General features: G+C 69.9%; 16 protein-coding genes. 13 read left to right on the top strand and 3 right to left on the bottom strand.

Going from position 1 to position 16,885, the window contains the following annotated elements:
* Together CJ177_RS37830 and CJ177_RS37825 are read right to left on the bottom strand one after the other, a co-directional pair.
* Nucleotides 1-1,446, bottom strand: coding sequence for an amidase (locus tag CJ177_RS37830; protein ID WP_005247916.1), 1,446 nt, complete (start codon nucleotides 1,444-1,446; stop codon nucleotides 1-3).
* A 39-nt stretch (nucleotides 1,447-1,485) separates the two neighbouring features.
* Complete coding sequence (locus CJ177_RS37825; RefSeq protein WP_025432921.1) at nucleotides 1,486-2,934, bottom strand: PLP-dependent aminotransferase family protein; 1,449 nt, start codon at nucleotides 2,932-2,934, stop codon at nucleotides 1,486-1,488.
* Between the two features lie 79 nt (nucleotides 2,935-3,013).
* On the opposite strand from CJ177_RS37825, the gene CJ177_RS37820 reads away from it, so the two are divergent.
* The 8 genes from CJ177_RS37820 (at nucleotide 3,014) to CJ177_RS37785 (ending at nucleotide 12,685) form a co-directional block, all read left to right on the top strand.
* Complete coding sequence (locus tag CJ177_RS37820; RefSeq protein WP_005247912.1) at nucleotides 3,014-3,643, top strand: pyridoxamine 5'-phosphate oxidase family protein; 630 nt, start codon at nucleotides 3,014-3,016, stop codon at nucleotides 3,641-3,643.
* A gap of 241 nt (nucleotides 3,644-3,884) precedes the next feature.
* On the top strand, nucleotides 3,885-3,983 hold the full coding sequence (kdpF, locus tag CJ177_RS37815; protein ID WP_025432920.1) for a K(+)-transporting ATPase subunit F: 99 nt from the start codon (nucleotides 3,885-3,887) through the stop codon (nucleotides 3,981-3,983).
* Nucleotides 3,983-5,668 (top strand): potassium-transporting ATPase subunit KdpA, encoded by a 1,686-nt coding sequence (kdpA, locus tag CJ177_RS37810; protein WP_005247909.1) that lies wholly within the window; start codon nucleotides 3,983-3,985, stop codon nucleotides 5,666-5,668. Before kdpF ends, kdpA begins: the two co-directional genes overlap by 1 nt.
* On the top strand, nucleotides 5,665-7,770 hold the full coding sequence (kdpB, locus tag CJ177_RS37805; RefSeq protein WP_095870171.1) for a potassium-transporting ATPase subunit KdpB: 2,106 nt from the start codon (nucleotides 5,665-5,667) through the stop codon (nucleotides 7,768-7,770). Before kdpA ends, kdpB begins: the two co-directional genes overlap by 4 nt.
* 6 nt (nucleotides 7,771-7,776) lie before the next feature.
* Entirely contained in the window at nucleotides 7,777-8,427 is a 651-nt protein-coding gene (locus CJ177_RS37800; protein ID WP_025432918.1) for a potassium-transporting ATPase subunit C, read from the top strand.
* A 7-nt stretch (nucleotides 8,428-8,434) separates the two neighbouring features.
* A complete protein-coding gene (locus CJ177_RS37795; RefSeq protein ID WP_095870170.1) occupies nucleotides 8,435-10,972 on the top strand; it encodes a sensor histidine kinase KdpD in 2,538 nt (845 codons plus the stop codon).
* Nucleotides 10,969-11,649, top strand: a complete 681-nt coding sequence (locus CJ177_RS37790) for a response regulator (protein ID WP_005247902.1) — start codon at nucleotides 10,969-10,971, stop codon at nucleotides 11,647-11,649. The genes CJ177_RS37795 and CJ177_RS37790 overlap by 4 nt, the downstream gene beginning before the upstream one ends.
* A gap of 58 nt (nucleotides 11,650-11,707) precedes the next feature.
* Entirely contained in the window at nucleotides 11,708-12,685 is a 978-nt protein-coding gene (locus tag CJ177_RS37785; protein WP_095870169.1) for an iron-siderophore ABC transporter substrate-binding protein, read from the top strand.
* A gap of 18 nt (nucleotides 12,686-12,703) precedes the next feature.
* Here the strand turns inward: CJ177_RS37785 and CJ177_RS37780 are convergent, their stop codons facing one another.
* On the bottom strand, nucleotides 12,704-13,336 hold the full coding sequence (locus CJ177_RS37780) for a pyridoxamine 5'-phosphate oxidase family protein (protein ID WP_061045278.1): 633 nt from the start codon (nucleotides 13,334-13,336) through the stop codon (nucleotides 12,704-12,706).
* A 157-nt stretch (nucleotides 13,337-13,493) separates the two neighbouring features.
* Here CJ177_RS37780 and CJ177_RS37775 point away from each other — a divergent pair, with 157 nt between their 5' ends.
* The 5 genes from CJ177_RS37775 to CJ177_RS37755 all read left to right on the top strand — a co-directional run bounded on the left by CJ177_RS37775 (nucleotide 13,494) and on the right by CJ177_RS37755 (nucleotide 16,882).
* A complete protein-coding gene (locus tag CJ177_RS37775) occupies nucleotides 13,494-13,784 on the top strand; it encodes a DUF1905 domain-containing protein (protein WP_061045277.1) in 291 nt (96 codons plus the stop codon).
* 88 nt (nucleotides 13,785-13,872) lie between these two features.
* Nucleotides 13,873-14,835, top strand: a complete 963-nt coding sequence (locus tag CJ177_RS37770) for an alpha/beta fold hydrolase (RefSeq protein ID WP_061697564.1) — start codon at nucleotides 13,873-13,875, stop codon at nucleotides 14,833-14,835.
* A gap of 58 nt (nucleotides 14,836-14,893) precedes the next feature.
* Nucleotides 14,894-15,709, top strand: coding sequence for a DNA repair protein RecO (gene recO / locus CJ177_RS37765; protein WP_025432916.1), 816 nt, complete (start codon nucleotides 14,894-14,896; stop codon nucleotides 15,707-15,709).
* Nucleotides 15,675-16,484: an isoprenyl transferase gene (locus CJ177_RS37760; RefSeq protein ID WP_037226677.1), complete on the top strand. Its 810-nt coding sequence runs from the start codon at nucleotides 15,675-15,677 to the stop codon at nucleotides 16,482-16,484. The genes recO and CJ177_RS37760 overlap by 35 nt, the downstream gene beginning before the upstream one ends.
* Nucleotides 16,481-16,882, top strand: a complete 402-nt coding sequence (locus CJ177_RS37755) for a hypothetical protein (RefSeq protein WP_005247889.1) — start codon at nucleotides 16,481-16,483, stop codon at nucleotides 16,880-16,882. Before CJ177_RS37760 ends, CJ177_RS37755 begins: the two co-directional genes overlap by 4 nt.
* The last annotated feature ends 3 nt before the right edge of the window (nucleotides 16,883-16,885 follow it).

Raw genomic sequence — 16,885 nt, 5'->3', positions numbered from 1 at the left:
TCACCACCACTTCTCGGGACGTTCGAGGTCCCACCGCAGCACCGACTCGAGCTGGGCCGCAACCGACACCAGCAGTGGCTCGGCACCCTCGTGTCCCATCAGCTGGGCTCCGGTCGGCAGGTTGCCGGATGTGAACCCGGCCGGGACGTTCACGCTGGGCCAGCCCAGCACGTTCCACGGCCACGCGTACGGGCAGACCGCGGTGATCACCTTGTCCGTGGCCCAGGAGCTGATGCCGTCGATCCCCTCGACCCTCGGTGGGGGAGTCGCGGTGGTCGGGGCGAGGACGAGGTCGTACTCGTCGAAGATCGCGCCGACTCGTCGCTGCATCCTCGGCTCGGCGGCACGGGCGGCGCGTAGCGGTGCCCCGCGCAACAGTCGTCCGGTCCGGGCGTTGCCCTTCGTGCGGGGGTCGACGAGTGACGGGTCCGGGACCTTCCGCACCCAGTCGTCGATGCCGACCATCGACCGCGGGAGGAAGCCGAGCCCGAACATGATCCCGTAGTCGGGGTCGTCCACCACGACGCGATGCCCGAGCCTGCGCAGCGCCTCGGCGATCCGTGCGACGCCCTGGCGGACCTCGGGATGCAGCGACGTGGGGGTCGCGGTGAACGGGATCCGCAGCGACAGCGCGATGCGCAGCGGTCCGGGGTCGCGGCCGACCGCGTCGCTGACGGTGACCGGTGCGGGGGTGTGCAGGTCGCCCTCGTGCGGTCCCGATGCGACGTCGAGAAGCAGGGCCGCGTCGGCGACCGTGCGGGCCAGCGGGCCGTTGACGGTGAGGCCGTAGAACGCCTCGGCAGCAGGCCAGGTGGAGATACGGCCGCGTTGCGGCTTGATCCCGACGAGGTTGGTCCAGGCGGCGGGGATGCGGATGGATCCGGCGCCGTCCGAACCGATCGCCGCGGACACCACACCGGCGGACACGGCCGCCGCGGCGCCGCCGGACGACCCTCCGGGGGTGTGGTCACCGTTCCAGGGATTGCGGGTGTACCCGAAGGCGGGTCCGCCGGTGAGCGGCCACTGTCCCAGCTCGGGACTGTTGGTCTTGCCCACGACGACGGCGCCGACGGCGCGCAGTCGTCGCACCAGCTCGGAGTCGCGCGCCGCGGGCGGGAAGTCGCCCGGGCACCCGAACGCGGTCGGCTCGCCGGCCACGTCGACGTCGTCTTTCACGGCGATCGGGACCCCGAGCAGCGGCAGGCGCTCACCGGCGGCGATCCGGCGGTCGGCCTCGGCGGCTTCGGCCAGTGCCTTGTTCCGGCGGATCACCTTGAACGCGTTGAGCGTCCGCTGGCTCGCGTCGATGCGGTCGAGGGCGGCGCGGGTGGCAGCGACCGAGGTCGTGGCGCCGGAGGTCAGCGCCGTCACCTGCTCGACGAGTCCCGGGGCCCGATCCCCGTCGTCGTCGCGCTGCCGTCGATCGTCCAATTGTTCCGCGCTCATGTCGCCCCTCCCCGTAACTGTTCGTTCGAACGAACAGTATCAGCCGAGATGTCGCCGGACTACCCCGCCGATCGCCTCGGCTGCCCCGCGGGCCTGCGATTCGGGAAGCCGGGCGTACCCGCACACCAGTCCCCGCGGTCCGTCCGGGATGGTGCGGTAGTCGGCGAGGCTCGGAACCGTCACACCGTGTTCCCGCAGCTCAGCCGACAGGGCGACGTCGTCGACGGAACCGGGCAGCGTCAGGACGACGTGGAGACCGGCCTCGATGCCGGCGAGCCCGGCACCGCCCGTGTGGACCGCGGACAGTTGCCGCTGCAGTGCCGTGACGAAGGCGGCCCGGCGGGCCGAGTAGGTGCGGGAGGCGCGGGCCAGGTGCCGTGACAGCGCACCCGAGTCGATGAAATGCGCCAGCGCGAGGGCGGTGATCGAGCAGCACGCCTCACCGCTCGCGTCGAGGGCCCGGACGAGTCCCGGCCGCAGCGCCGGAGGCGCGATCACCCACGCCACCCGGATCGAGGGCGTGAGGATCTTCGACGCCGTGCCCACGTACGCCACGCATTCGGACCCGCGGTCGATGCTGCGCAGGGCGGGCAGCGCCGACACGTCGTAGCGGAACTCGCCGTCGTAGTCGTCCTCGATGATCACCGTTCCGGACGCCGCGGCGTCGGCCACGAGCCGGGCCCTGCGGCCCACCGGCATCCGGGCACCCATCGGATACTGATGGGCAGGCGTGCAGTAGGCCGCGGCGTCGGACGCACGCAGCAGCGCGGGGTCGAGGCCGTCGCCGTCCACGGACACGCAGCGCGTCCGCACCCCCGAACCGTCGAGGACGGTGCGGGCCCGGCTGTAGCCGGGCTCCTCGAACACCACGTCCCGGCCGCCGAGTCCTGCTGCGGCAACGAGGGTGCGGAGCGCAGCGCCCACTCCGGGGACGATCACCAGTTCGTCGGGGCGCGCGGCGATCCCCCGGGTGCGGCGTAGATGCGCCGCGAGAGACCGTCGCAACTCCGCGTGCGCGCCGGGGCCCGGGGCGTCCGACGTCACGGCCGCGGCGGCGGCCGACCGCCACGCCCGGCGCCAGTCGACGGTGGAGATCAGGGCGGGATCGGGGTGCCCCGGAGTGAGATCCCACAGCGCCGCCGGCTTCTCGGGGGCAGCGGAGGAGGCCCGCTCCGAGGATCGGGTGATCGTGTGCGAGGCGACGTGCGCGCGGGCCGCCACGTCGGCGCCCGGTGCGATCCGCGTGCCGGAACCGGCGCGGGCGTTCGCGTACCCGGACGCGCAGAGTTCGTCGTAGGCGTCGACCACCGACGCCCGCGCGACCGTCAGGTGTTCGGCCAGCGCCCGCGTGGAGGGCAGTGGGTCGCCGGGCCGCAGGCGACCCACGCGGATCTCGTCGAGGATCGACTCCGCGATGCGGTGCCGAAGCGGCGCGTCGGTGTCGGGGAGCCGCAACGTCAGGTGCAGTTCGGGGCTGATCCGGGGCATGGTCCTGACAATACTGGTCTGCCAATAATGGTGATTGTGGATCTGGAGGGGTGATCCACATGGGGGTGAGGATGGTCTCGTGGACAAGATCATCAGATACCCGGACCGTGCCCGCACCGAACGAGCGCAACTCGACGCCGTCCTCGACGCCGCGCCGATGGGCACCCTCGCCACCGTCGTCGACGGGCTGCCGTGGGCCGTGCCGATGCTCTACGCCCGCGACGGCGACAGGATCCTGCTGCACGGCTCCACCGGGGCCGGCGCGCTGCGGCAGGTGGCGGCGGGCGCACCGGCGGCGCTGTGCGTCGCGATGCTCGACGGAATCGTCGTCGCGGACACCCTGTTCGACTCGTCCGCCAACTACCGTTCGGCGGTGGTGCGGGGCAACCTCGTCACCCTCGGCGAAGACGAATCCGCCGACGCACTGAATGCGCTGTCGGACGTGCTGATCCCCGGCCGCAGCACGGAGGTCCGGGGGCACCGGCGCAAGGAACTCGCCGCGACACTGGCCCTCGCCCTCCCGATCACGCCGGGCCAGTGGACCGTCAAGGTGCGGGACGCGCCACCGGGTGAACCCACCGAGACCAGCAGCGCCTGGGCCGGCGTGGTCCCTGTGCGGTCGGTCGCGGGTGCGCCCGTCCCGGCGCCGTGGGTGGCGAGCGGCACACCCGTGCCCGCGTCCGTGTCGCGGCTGACCCGGACCGCGTAAGGAAAGCGTCAAGAGCCGTAGGAGTCCCGTAAGCGCTTCGTCAGCGCCGCCTCTGTCGCCGAGATCGCGCGTGATGCTGGCATGACACCCCACAACCGTGGGGTGTCATGCCTGCGCTGAACCGCAGGATCAGTACGAAGAGGGATCCTCACATGGCCGATGTGGCCTACGTCGCGCTCGTCCTCGGCGGATTCGCCTGTTGCGCGCTCGTTCTCCGTGCCCTGCAGACCGGACGCGTGAAATGACGGGCGCCGGAATACTCACGGTCGCGCTCGTCGCGATCGCCGCCGCGCTCGTCGTGTACCTCCTGATCGCGCTCATCGACCCGGAGCGGTTCTGATGACGCCTGCCCTGGCGGCCGGACTGCAGGTCGCCTTCGTCCTCGCGGTACTCGCGGTCGCATACGTGCCGGTGGGCGACTACATGGCGCGCGTGTACGAATCACGCCGTCACCTTCGCGTCGAATCCGTGCTGTACCGCCTGTGCCGCATCAACCCCCACACCGAGCAGACCTGGTACGGCTACACGGGCAGCGTGCTGGGATTCTCGGCGGCGAGTGTGCTGTTCCTCTACGCCCTGCAGCGCATCCAGGGAGTGCTGCCGCTGTCCGGGGACCTCTCCGGGGTCAGTCCCGCAGTGGCGTTCAACACGGCCGTGTCGTTCGTGACGAACACCAACTGGCAGTCGTATGCGCCCGAAACCACGATGAGCAACCTGACCCAGCCGGTCGGGCTCGCCGTGCAGAACTTCGTGTCCGCAGCGGTGGGCATGGCCGTCGCAGTGGCGCTGATCCGCGGGTTCGTCCGGGTGTCGCGCGGCGGTGAGATCGGCAACTTCTGGGTGGATCTCACCCGCGGCAGCCTGCGCATTCTGCTGCCGCTCTCCTTCGTGATCGCACTGATCCTGCTGAGCCAGGGCGTGATCCAGTCCTTCCACCCGGGCTTCGCGTCCACCGGTCTGGACGGCAACTCCGTCACCAACGCGCTCGCACCCGTCGCCTCACAGGAAGCGATCAAGGAACTCGGCACCAACGGCGGCGGGATCCTCGCCGCCAACTCGGCGCATCCGTTCGAGAACCCGACGCCGGTCAGCAACATCGTCGAGATCCTCGCGATCCTGCTGATCCCGGTCTCCCTCACCCGCACGTTCGGCACCATGGTCGGCGATCGCAAGCAGGGGCTGACCCTGCTCGCCGTGATGGGCATCCTGTGGGGTTCGCTCCTCGCGGTCACGCTCGCGGCGGAGTCGGGTCGGCGCGGCGTCGCCGCCACCGCCGCGGGCGCGATGATGGAGGGCAAGGAGGTTCGTTTCGGAATTCCCGGTACGGCACTGTTCGCCGTGAGCACCACCGGAACATCCACGGGCGCGGTGAATTCGGCGCACGACAGCCTGTCGCCACTCGGGGGCGGAGCCGTTCTGCTCAACATGCTGCTCGGTGAGATCGCGCCCGGCGGTGTCGGCACCGGGCTCTACGGAATCCTCGTCCTCGCCCTGATCGCCGTCTTCGTCGGCGGACTCCTCGTCGGCCGCACACCCGAATACCTGGGCAAGAAGCTGCGGCAGCGGGAGATCACGCTCGCCGCCCTGTCCGTACTGGTGATGCCGGCGCTGGTCCTGATCGGCACCGGGATCACCGTGATCCTGTCCTCGACCACCGGCTACCAGGGCAACAGCGGCGACCCCGGAAGTCCCGGATCCATCCACGGGTTCTCGGAAGTGCTGTACGCGTTCGCGTCGGCCTCGAACAACAACGGCAGTGCGTTCGGCGGGCTGACGGTGACGAGCGACTGGTTCCAGACCGCTCTCGGCCTGTGCATGCTGTTCGGCCGGTTCCTGCCGATCATCTTCGTCCTCGCGCTCGCCGGATCCCTGGCGTCGCAGAAGAAGACCGCCGCGGGCGCCGGAACCCTGCCGACGGCGGGCCCGATGTTCACCGGGCTCCTCACCGGCACCGTCGTGCTCGTCGCGGCGTTGACATTCTTCCCGGCCCTCGCGCTGGGACCGATCGCGGAGGCCCTGCAATGAGTGTGAACGTGACCAGTCGTCCGGAAACCGGGGCGGCGACCATGACGCCCGAGGCCGGCCACGACCCGGCGTCCGTGAAGGCGGGAATCTTCAGCCCCGCTCAGCTGGTGACGGCGCTACCGGGCGCCCTGCGCAAACTCGACCCCCGGCACCTCGCCCGCAACCCGGTGATGTTCGTGGTGTTCGTCGGTTCCGTCGTCACCACCGTCATGGCCGTCGCCGACCCGTCGGTGTTCTCCTGGGCCGTCGTCGCCTGGTTGTGGTTCACCGTGTTGTTCGCGAATCTGGCCGAGTCGGTCGCGGAGGGGCGGGGCAAGGCGCAGGCGGCGAGCCTGCGGAAGGTGAAGCAGGACACGGTCGCCCACCGGATCACGGTGAGCGGCCGGGTGGAGTCGGTGGCGGGTACCGAACTCACCGTCGGCGACCGGGTGGTCGTCGAGGCGGGGGAGGTGATACCCGGCGACGGCGACGTCGTCGACGGCATCGCGACCGTGGACGAGTCGGCCATCACCGGCGAATCGGCGCCCGTCGTCCGCGAATCCGGCGGCGACCGGTGTGCCGTCACCGGTGGCACGACCGTGCTCTCCGACCGGATCGTCGTCCGCATCACCGCGGCCCCCGGACAGTCGTTCGTGGACCGGATGATCGCCCTCGTGGAGGGGGCGGCGCGGCAGAAGACGCCGAACGAGATCGCGCTGAACATCCTGCTGGCGTCGCTGACGATCATCTTCCTGCTGGCCGTCGTCGCGATCGGTCCGATGGGCCTGTACGCGGGCCAGGAGCAGGATCCGATCAAGCTGATCGCGCTGCTGGTGTGCCTGATCCCCACCACGATCGGGGCCCTGCTGTCGTCCATCGGTATCGCCGGGATGGACCGACTGGTCCAGCGGAACGTCCTGGCGATGTCGGGGCGGGCGGTGGAGGCCGCCGGCGACATCGACACACTGCTGATGGACAAGACCGGCACCATCACGTTCGGCAACCGGCAGGCCACGGCATTGCACCCCGCGCCGGGGGTTTCCGCGATCGAGTTGGCCACGGCCGCACGGTTGTCCAGCCTCGCGGACGGCACCCCCGAGGGTCGCAGCATCGTGGACCTGTGCGCCCGCGACTTCGGGTTGGACCCCGCACCGTCCGAGATGGAAAGAGCAGCGGAGTTCGTGCCGTTCACGGCGCAGACCCGGATGAGCGGACTCGACATCGACGGCACCCGGATCCGCAAGGGCGCGAGCGACGCCGTGCTGACCTGGGTGCAGGCGCTCGGCGGGCGCGCGGCGCCCGCGGTCACCGACAGCGTGAACCAGATCGCGCAGTCCGGGGGGACGCCGTTGGTGGTCGCCGCCGTCCGCGGAGACGCGGCGACCGTCCTCGGCGTGGTCGCGCTGTCGGACGTGGTGAAACCGGGCATCGCCGAGAGGTTCGCGGAACTGCGGGCCATGGGGATTCGCACGGTGATGGTCACCGGCGACAACCCGTTGACGGCGAAGGCCATCGCGGCCGAGGCCGGAGTCGACGACTTCATGGCCGAGGCGACACCCGAGGACAAGCTCGCGCTGATCCGCAAAGAACAGGAGGGCGGCCGGCTCGTCGCGATGACCGGGGACGGCACCAACGACGCTCCGGCGCTGGCCCAGGCGGATGTCGGGGTGGCGATGAACACCGGCACGTCGGCGGCGAAGGAAGCCGGGAACATGGTGGATCTCGATTCGGATCCCACCAAGCTCATCGAGGTGGTGGAGATCGGCAAGCAACTGCTCATCACGCGCGGTGCGCTCACCACGTTCTCGCTCGCCAACGACCTGGCCAAGTACTTCGCGATTCTCCCCGCCCTGTTCAGCGGCATCTATCCGCAGCTGGACACGCTGAACATCATGCGGCTGGCCACCCCGGAGTCGGCCATCCTGTCGGCGGTGATCTTCAACGCCGTGGTGATCGTCGCGCTGATCCCGTTGTCGCTGAAAGGCGTTCGCTACCGTCCGGCGTCCGCGTCGACGCTGCTGGGCCGCAACCTGCTGATCTACGGCCTCGGCGGTGTGATCACACCCTTCGCCGGTATCTGGCTCATCGACCTCGTCGTTCGTCTCATTCCCGGAATTGGGTGATCCCGCATGCGATTTCTCATCGGCCTGCTCCGGCAGACCTGGGCCGGACTACTCGTCCTGCTCGCACTCACAGCAGTCCTCGGTGTGCTCTATCCGGCCGCAGTGTGGGGGGTGAGCAGGATCGGCGCCGGAGCGGCCGAGGGGTCTCCGGTGCGCGACAGCACCGGCTGCGTCGTCGGGAGCCGGTGGGTCGGTGTCGAGCCGCAGGTGCCGGCGGGGGAGCCGGATCCGTTCTTCCACAACCGGGTCACCGGGTCGGTGGCCGATCAGGATCCGTTCGCACCCGGCGACCCCGCTGTCGCGCTGCCCACCAATCAGGGACCGAGCAGCGAGATCCTGGCGACGTTCATCGCCGACCGGCGGGCGGCGATCGCCACCCGGGAAGGGGTGGACCCCGCCGAGGTACCGGCGGACGCGGTCACCGGTTCCGGCTCGGGCATCGATCCGCACATCAGCCCCGCATATGCGGCGTTGCAGGTGCCGAGGGTGGCGGCGGAGAACGGCCTCAGCGAGACCCGGGTTCGGCAACTCGTCGACGAGAACACCGAGGGAAGGCAACTCGGCTTCCTCGGTGAGGATCGGGTGAACGTCCTCGAATTGAACCTGGCCCTCGGCCGGACCGCTCCTGAGTGCACGGCCCCGACCGCTGGTGGATGATGGCGAGGTGAGTGGTACCGGAACCGACGGCGAGCGCCGGGACGTCGAACGCCGCCGCGGTGAACTGCGCATCTATCTCGGTGCCGCGCCGGGCGTCGGCAAGACGTTCGCGATGCTCGGTGAGGCGCACCGCCGCCGGGAGCGGGGGTGCGACGTGGTCGCGGCCGTGGTGGAGACCCACGGCCGCGACCGCACGGCGGCGCAGCTCGGTGACCTCGAACTGATTCCGCCCAAGCTGATCGCCTACCGGGGCACGCTCGGCCGGGAACTCGACGTCGAGGCGGTACTGGCCCGCAGACCGGCGCTGGTCCTCGTCGACGAGCTCGCGCACACGAACACGCCGGGCAGCGTCCACGAGAAACGCTGGGAGGACGTGGAGATACTCCTCGCCGCGGGGATCGACGTCCTCTCGACGCTCAACGTCCAGCACCTCGAAAGCCTCAACGACGTGGTCCAGCGGATCACCGGCGTGGTGCAGCAGGAAACGGTTCCCGACGAGGTGGTGCGCGCCGCCACCCAGGTCGAATTGGTCGACATCACGCCGGAAGCATTGCGCCGCAGGCTGTCCCACGGCAACATCTACGCCGCGGACAAAGTCGACGCGGCGCTGAGCAACTACTTCCGGAAAGGGAATCTCACCGCACTCCGCGAACTCGCCCTGCTGTGGGTGGCCGACCAGGTGGATGCCGCACTCGCGAAATATCGTGCGGAGAACAAGATCACCGACACGTGGGAGGCCCGGGAACGGGTGGTGGTCGCGGTGACGGGCGGACCGGAATCGGAGACGCTGGTTCGGCGCGCCGGCCGGATCGCGTCGAGATCCAGCGCCGAACTGATCGTCGTGCACGTGGTGCGCGGCGACGGCCTCGCGGGTGTCTCGGCTCCGGAGATGGGCAAGGTACGGGCCCTCGCCGCGAATATCGGCGCGAGTCTGCACAGCGTCGTCGGCGACGACGTCCCGGCCACGTTGCTCGACTTCGCCCGGACCGTGAACGCCACACAACTGGTGCTGGGCACGTCGAGACGTTCACGGTGGGCGCGGATCTTCGACGAGGGCATCGGCGCAAGCGTGGTGCAACAGTCCGGGTCGATCGACGTGCACATGGTGACGCACGGCGAATCCCACCGCCCGAGGCGGTTGTCGCCGGTGGGATCCCGTTCGCGCAGGGCGATCGCCTGGATCGCCGCGGTCCTCGTACCGACGGTGGCCACGCTGGTGATGAGTGCCGTCGACCGTTGGCTCGGATTGGTCGGCGAGGGAGCCCTGTTCTTCATCGTGGTGCTGCTCGTCTCGCTGCTCGGCGGTGTCGCCCCCGCGGCCTTCTCCGCGCTGATCTCGGGTCTGTTCCTCAATTACTTCTTCACGCCGCCGGTGCGGAGCTTCACCATTGCCGAACCGGACAACTTCATCACCACGGTCGTGCTGCTCGTGGTGGCCGTCGCCGTCGCGGTCCTGGTCGACGCGGCCGCCAAACGGTCACGGGAAGCCCGCCGGGCGTCGCAGGAAGCCGAGTTGCTGGCACTGTTCGCCGGATCGGTGCTGCGCGGCGCCGACCTCGACACGCTGCTCGGGAAGGTGCGTGAGACCTACGGCCAGGATTCGGTCAGCGTGCTGCACCGCGACCGCGGTCCGGTGGGGTCCGTCGGGCCGCACCCACCGGTGAGCATCGCCGACGCCGACACCGTCTGCGAGGTGGGGGAAGGGGAATACGCGCTCGCCCTGCACGGCAGCGAACTGCACGCCCGGGATCGTCGGGTGCTGCTCGCCGTCGCCAACCAGGCGGTGGGCATGATCCGCCAGACCGAGCTCGCGCAGGAGGCGGGGCGGGCGCAGGCCCTGGCCGAGGCCGACCGGTTGCGGCGGTCGCTGCTGTCCGCCGTCAGCCACGACCTCCGGACCCCGCTGGCCGCGGTCAAGGCCGCCGCGTCCAGCCTGCGCAGCGACGACGTCGACTTCTCCCCGGAGGACACCGCCGAACTGCTCGCGACCATCGAGGAATCGGCCGACGTGCTGACCTCTCTCGTCGGGAACCTGCTCGACTCTTCCCGTCTCGCGGCGGGAGTGGTGACCCCGACGCTGCGGCCGGTGTACCTCGACGAGGTGGTGCACCGGGCGCTGGTGGGTCTGGGAATCGGCGGCCGGACCGGGACCCGGGCCAGGGAAAGGGTGGAAGTCGACGTCGGAACGGTCACGGCGATGGCGGATTCGGGCCTGCTCGAGCGGGTGCTCGCCAATCTGATCGACAACGCACTCCGCTACGGTGAGGACTCCGTGATCCGGGTCGGTGCCGCGGCGGTGGGCGACCGCGCCGTCATCACCGTCGCCGACACGGGGCCGGGAATTCCGCGTGGGCGGGCAGACGAGATGTTCGCCCCGTTCCAGCGGCTGGGGGACCGCGACACGACCACGGGAGTCGGGCTCGGGCTCTCCGTCGTCCGCGGATTCGTCGACGCGATGGGCGGGACCATCAGCGCCACCGACACCCCCGGCGGTGGTCTGACGATGGTGGTGGAGCTGGCCGGGGCGGGAGGGGAGCATTCATGACGAGAGTTCTCGTCGTCGACGACGAACCGCAGATTCTCCGCGCCCTGCGGATCAATCTGAGCGTGCGCGGGTACGACGTGGTGACGGCCGCCTCCGGGGCGGCCGCCCTGCGCGCCGCGGCCGAGCGACCGCCGGACGTGATCGTGCTCGACCTCGGGCTACCCGACATGGACGGGACCGAGGTGCTGGCCGGCCTCCGCGGGTGGTGCCCCGCACCGGTCATCGTGCTGTCGGCCCGGACGGATTCCGCGGACAAGGTCGAAGCTCTCGACGCCGGCGCCGACGACTACGTCACCAAGCCGTTCGGGATGGACGAGTTCCTGGCCCGGGTGCGTGCGGCCGCCCGCCGGGCGACGACGGCCGTCGACACGAGTGAACCTGTGGTGGAGACGGATTCGTTCACGGTCGATCTGGCGGCGAAGACGGTGCGGCGGGCGGGGGCCGAGGTGCACCTGACACCGACCGAGTGGGGAATGCTCGAGATGCTCGTGCGCAACAAGGGCAAGCTGGTGGGGCAGAAGGAACTGCTGCGGGAGGTGTGGGGCCCGGCGTACGCCACCGAGACCCACTACCTGCGGGTGTATCTGGCGCAGCTGAGGCGCAAACTCGAGGACGACCCGTCCCATCCGCGTCACCTCATCACCGAGGCCGGGATGGGGTACCGGTTCCAGGTGTGAGTCGGCGAGTAGTGGGGCCGGAAGCCGCGCCGCGCCGGGTATTGGTTAGCCTTGCCTTATGCGAATGAGGAGTCTCGTCTCGGTGTCACTGCTGGCCCTGGCGTTGGCCGGCTGCGGGAGCGACAGCGAGGGTGAACGCGAGGCGACGACAGGCGCCGGCGATGCCGCGTTCCCGGCAATCGTCGCCACGAAATTCGGCGATGTGACGGTCGAGTCGAAGCCGGAGCGCGTGGTCGCCCTCGGGTGGGGTGACGCCGAAACCGCGCTGGCGCTCGGTGTCGAACCCATCGGGGCCAGCGACTGGGTCGCCTTCGGCGGCGACGGTGTCGGACCGTGGGCGGACGAGATGTACACCACTGCGCCGGCCGTCATCGGAACCCTCGAACCGTCGTACGAGCAGATCGCGGCGCTCGAACCGGACGTCATCCTCGACACGAAGAGTGCCGGCGACAAGGAACGCTACGACCACCTGTCGCAGATAGCGCCGACGATCGCGCTGCCGGAGGGTGCCGATAACTACAAGACTCCGATCGAGAGTCAGGTTTCGATGGTCGCGACCGCTCTCGGCGCGCCGGAGCGGGGCGATGCGCTGCTCGCCGACATCGACCGGCGGTTCGCGGAAGCGGCCGCGGCCCATCCCGAGTTCGCCGGGAAGACGATCACCGTCGGCGCGTTCTCGGGGGCGGGATGGGGCGCCTACACGGCGGACACCGAGCGCCTCCAGTTCATGAAGAAACTCGGATTCGTCAGCAATCCGGCGGTGGACGCGCAGCCGGCGGTGAAGTTCTCCGTCCCGGTGTCGGAGGAGAATCTCGGCGTGATGGACGCCGACATGGTGGTCGTCTTCCCGATCGGCAGGCCGGCCGCCGACGTCACGAACCGGCCGCTTTTCCAAGCGATCCCGGCTGTGAGCGACGGACGGTCCCTCGTGTTCGACGATCCGGATGTCGCCAAGGCGTACTCCACGAACTCCGTGCTGTCGTTGCGGTACGCACTCGACACCGTCGTGCCGCTGGTGTCCGAGCGGCTGCGGTGACGTGACCCGGCACGCCCCTCAGTAGAGCAGCGTGCGGTAGTACTCCTGTCGGCGAGGCGTATCCGGGCTGTGGTCCAGCTCGTGCTGTTCCGCGTGCATTTCCCGCAGCGACGGGATCTCGTCGGGGTCCGGCCACGATTCCGGGTCCCACATGCGCGACCGGAGGATCGCCCGGGCGCAGTGGGTGTAGACCTCGTCGATCCGGACCACGACACCGAGGTTGGCGGGTTTGCCCTTGATCGACATCGACTGCAGCAGTTCGGGATCGACGGTCAGGGTGGCGGTTCCGTTGACCCGGACCACCTCGTCGATCCCGGGTACGACGAACAGGATGCCCACGTGCGGATTGTCGAGGATGTTGCGGTACGAATCTGCGCGCCGATTGCCCGGTCGGTCCGGGATCACCAGGGTCCGGTCGTCGAGGAACATCGTCTTCGGCGTGATGTCTCCGCGCGGCGAGCAGTCGCAGTGACCGTTCGCGTCGGCGGTGGCGAGGACGAAGAACCGCGCCTCGGAGATGAAGCGGCGGATCAGGGGCATCGTGTGATCGGTGTGCTTGGTGACGATGGAGGGATGGGGAACGCCCAGTACCTGCTCGAGTTCGTCGAGGGAGGTGATCGTGTGCTCCGGCGAGGGGGCGTGCGCTGCCACTGGGGTGTTCCGTTCGTCGAGGGTCGTTCGAGTTAGGGTACCCTTCGACAACTTCGGGCGTCGTGTGGCCTGCGGGCTCACACGATGCGATGATTCCGGCCGGCTCCGGGAGTCCTACCTTCGACCGCAGCATCACACTCGACCGGAGGAGCCACGAATGCCCGCACCGAAGACCCCGCAACCACTCGCGCACACCTTCACGGCGCCGATCCAGAAGGACGGGGCGTTCGCGACGTACGTGACCGTGCCGGACTCCGCCGAACTTCTCGGAACGCGGCGGCCGGTGAAGGTCGGCGGGACGATCGACGGCCACCCGTTCAATGCGACCCTGATGCCCTCAGGCGAGGGTCCGCACTGGCTGCCCCTGAAGATCGCGCTGTGCAAGCTCATCGGCAAGGACGCGGCCGGCGTCGAGGTGTCGGTGCATCTCGACCAGCGGCTGAGCTGACCGGGGGGCGCCGCCGTTTGAACGCAGCTGACCGGGGTATGGAACCCCGGGAGCGCGGTGCGTTTCCGGACCGGTTCCGAGGTGTGTCGTGCCGAACAGGCAACGGTTGTCGAGGTGGCTCCCGGCAGTGGGTGTCGTGTTGCTCGTCGCCGCGTGCGGAACCGATGACGGCGACGGCGCGAGCAAGGATTTCGCGGGCACCGTCGACATCGGCGGGGACCGCCACATCTATCTGGAGTGCGCGGGCACGGGATCACCGACGGTGGTCTTCGAATCGGGTCTGCGGTTCGGCGCCGATCAGTGGACCACCACGGCCGATCCGGCCGCCACCTCGGCGTTCGACGGGGTCGCCGAGTTCACCCGAGTCTGCTCGTACGACCGGCCGGGAGTCGTGCTGGGCGACGACGCATTGAGCCGCAGCGACCCGGTTCCGCAGCCGATCACCACCACGGACGCGGTCGCCGACCTCCAGTCGCTGCTGGGCGCCACCGGCGAGGCCGGCCCCGGCCCCTACGTGCTGGCCGCCCACTCCTACGGCGGTCAGATCGCGAGACTCTTCGCCGGCACCCATCCCGACGAGGTGGCGGGCATGGTGCTGATCGACGCACAGTCGGAGGAGTTGCAGACACTCCTGCCCCCGGAGCAGTTCGAGGAGTTCCTGCGGCTCAACACCCCGCAGCAGGACAGTCTCGACGAGTACCCGGACCTCGAGCGTGTCGACTTCGTGCGCAGCTTCGACGAGATCCGCGCCGCCGCACCGATCCGGCCCCAGCCGCTCGTCGTCCTCTCCGCCGACCGGTCGGTGGCGCCGCAGATCGCGGAGGGCATTGCGAACGGAAGCCTCCCCGCCGACATCGATCCCGGCTACGGCCCGGCCCTCGACGCCGTGCAGCCGAAGGCGCAGGCGGATCTGGCGCAACTCGTCCCGGGTGCCACGCATGTCACGAACACGAACAGCGGCCACAACATCAACATCGAGCAGCCGCAACTCGTCATCGACGGGGTCCGCGACGTCGTCGACGCCGTGCGCGACGGGCGCACCGAGCCCTGACCGTCGCACCCGGCTCGGCCTGCGGAATGCGGTCGCCTCGACGTGGGAGACTGGACCGGTGAGGTTGTATCGAGACACTGCGGTGGTGCTGCGCCAGCACAAGCTGGGCGAGGCCGACCGTATCGTCACACTCCTCACCCGGCAGCACGGTCTGGTGCGCGCGGTCGCCAAGGGGGTGCGCCGCACGAAGTCCAAGTTCGGCGCCCGGCTCGAGCCGTTCGCGCACATCGACGTGCAGCTCTACCCCGGCCGCAACCTCGACATCGTCACCCAGGTCCAGACGGTCGACGCATTCGCGACCGACATCGTCGACGACTATTCCCGGTACACCACGGCGTGCGCGATCCTCGAGACCGCCGAGCGGCTCGCCGGTGAGGAGCGGGCTCCGGCGCCGCAACTGCATCGACTGACGGTCGGGGCGCTGCGGGCCGTCGCCGAGCACAACCGCTCGTGCGAGCTGATCCTCGACGCCTTCCTGTTGCGGGCCATGGGTTTTGCGGGATGGGCTCCCGCCCTCGACGACTGCGCGCGGTGCAGCGCCCCCGGACCGCACCGGGCATTCCACGTGGCCGCCGGGGGAGCGGTGTGCGTCCATTGCCGGCCGCCGGGCGCCGCCACGCCGTCACCGGGTGTCCTCGACTTGATGGATGCGCTGATCCGCGGCGACTGGGCGAGCACGGACGACGTGCCCGAGTCGTTGCGGGGGCAGGCCAGCGGTCTGGTCGCGGCGCATCTGCAGTGGCACCTCGAACGGCAACTCCGCACTCTCCCGCTGATCGAACGCGCACGACCGCATGCGGCGGTAGGGGTGGAGGATTCGGTCAGGCAGGATGGGGACCGTGATTCGACGACGCGAACCTCGAGCCCCGCATAGTTCCGGGGCCGAGCGCCAGATCCGGCCGCCGGACCCGCACCCCTCGGGCGCCCGCCCGCCGGGCCTGCAACCCGAACTCGTGCCCCGGCACATCGCGCTGGTGATGGACGGCAACGGCCGCTGGGCGCAGGAGCGGGGACTGCCCCGGACCGCCGGCCACGAACGCGGCGAGGCCGTGTTGATGGACGCCGTCTGCGGGTGCATCGAGATGGGCGTCGAATGGTTGTCGGCCTACGCGTTCTCCACCGAGAACTGGAAGCGCAGCCCCGAGGAGGTCCGCTTCCTGATGGGCTTCAACCGCGACGTGATCCGCCGTCGCCGCGACGAGATGCACGAGATGGGAGTGCGCGTGCGGTGGGCGGGCCGCCGGCCCAAGCTGTGGCGCAGCGTCATCAAGGAACTCGAGATCGCCGAGGAGCTCACGAAGCACAACACGGTCATGAACCTGACCATGTGCGTCAACTACGGCGGGCGCGCGGAGATCGCGGACGCGGCGAAGGAGATCGGCAGGCGGGTCGCGGCGGGGCAACTCGACCCGGAGAAGATCACCGAGGCGACCGTGGCCCGGTACCTCGACGAGCCGGACATGCCGGACGTCGACCTGTTCCTCCGGCCGTCCGGCGAGCAGCGCACGTCCAACTTCCTGATCTGGCAGTCGGCCTACGCCGAGATGGTGTACCAGGAGAAGCTGTTTCCCGATTTCGACCGCCGGGACCTGTGGGCGGCGTGTGTCGAGTACGCGTCGCGTGACCGTCGGTTCGGTGGGGTGAAATGACCGTCGACGGGGCGCCCGCGCTGCTGGCGCGGGCGGCGGACGCGCTCGAGCACTTCGCCACCGTCACCCGGGCGGAGGACGGTTCGCTGAGTTTCGAGTACGCCGGGGCGCTGTGCTCGATCAGTGCGATGACCCTCACCGAGGGCCTCGACGTGCTGTCGATGACGTGCGTGCTGGCCTGGGATCGGCCGGTCAGCGCGTCGCTGCACAAGAAGGTCGCGGAACGGAACAGCGCACTGCAGTTCGGTTCGATCGCGGTGTTCGGTCACGGCCGGCTCGCGGACGTCATCCTGCGCTACACGTTCCCCGCCGCCGGGCTCGAGGACGAGGCACTGACCACGATGCTGCTTCTCGTGCTCAGCGGCGCGGACACCGCCCGGCAGGGGCTGATCCCCTGACGC

The sequence above is a fragment of the Rhodococcus sp. ACPA1 genome (genome assembly GCF_002300195.1).
GTDB classification, from domain to species: domain Bacteria; phylum Actinomycetota; class Actinomycetes; order Mycobacteriales; family Mycobacteriaceae; genus Rhodococcus_F; species Rhodococcus_F opacus.
Note: the sequence above shows the minus strand (reverse complement) of the source record. Positions and strands in the feature narration are given on the sequence as shown.

Coding starts and splice junctions, on each gene's coding strand:
- CJ177_RS37830 (WP_005247916.1), bottom strand. CDS start 1,446: ATGAGCGCGGAACAATTGGACGATCGACGGCAGCGCGACGACGACGGG.
- CJ177_RS37755 (WP_005247889.1), top strand. CDS start 16,481: ATGACCGTCGACGGGGCGCCCGCGCTGCTGGCGCGGGCGGCGGACGCG.
- CJ177_RS37790 (WP_005247902.1), top strand. CDS start 10,969: ATGACGAGAGTTCTCGTCGTCGACGACGAACCGCAGATTCTCCGCGCC.
- CJ177_RS37800 (WP_025432918.1), top strand. CDS start 7,777: ATGCGATTTCTCATCGGCCTGCTCCGGCAGACCTGGGCCGGACTACTC.
- kdpB (WP_095870171.1), top strand. CDS start 5,665: ATGAGTGTGAACGTGACCAGTCGTCCGGAAACCGGGGCGGCGACCATG.
- CJ177_RS37825 (WP_025432921.1), bottom strand. CDS start 2,934: ATGCCCCGGATCAGCCCCGAACTGCACCTGACGTTGCGGCTCCCCGAC.
- CJ177_RS37775 (WP_061045277.1), top strand. CDS start 13,494: ATGCCCGCACCGAAGACCCCGCAACCACTCGCGCACACCTTCACGGCG.
- kdpF (WP_025432920.1), top strand. CDS start 3,885: ATGACGGGCGCCGGAATACTCACGGTCGCGCTCGTCGCGATCGCCGCC.
- CJ177_RS37785 (WP_095870169.1), top strand. CDS start 11,708: ATGCGAATGAGGAGTCTCGTCTCGGTGTCACTGCTGGCCCTGGCGTTG.
- kdpA (WP_005247909.1), top strand. CDS start 3,983: ATGACGCCTGCCCTGGCGGCCGGACTGCAGGTCGCCTTCGTCCTCGCG.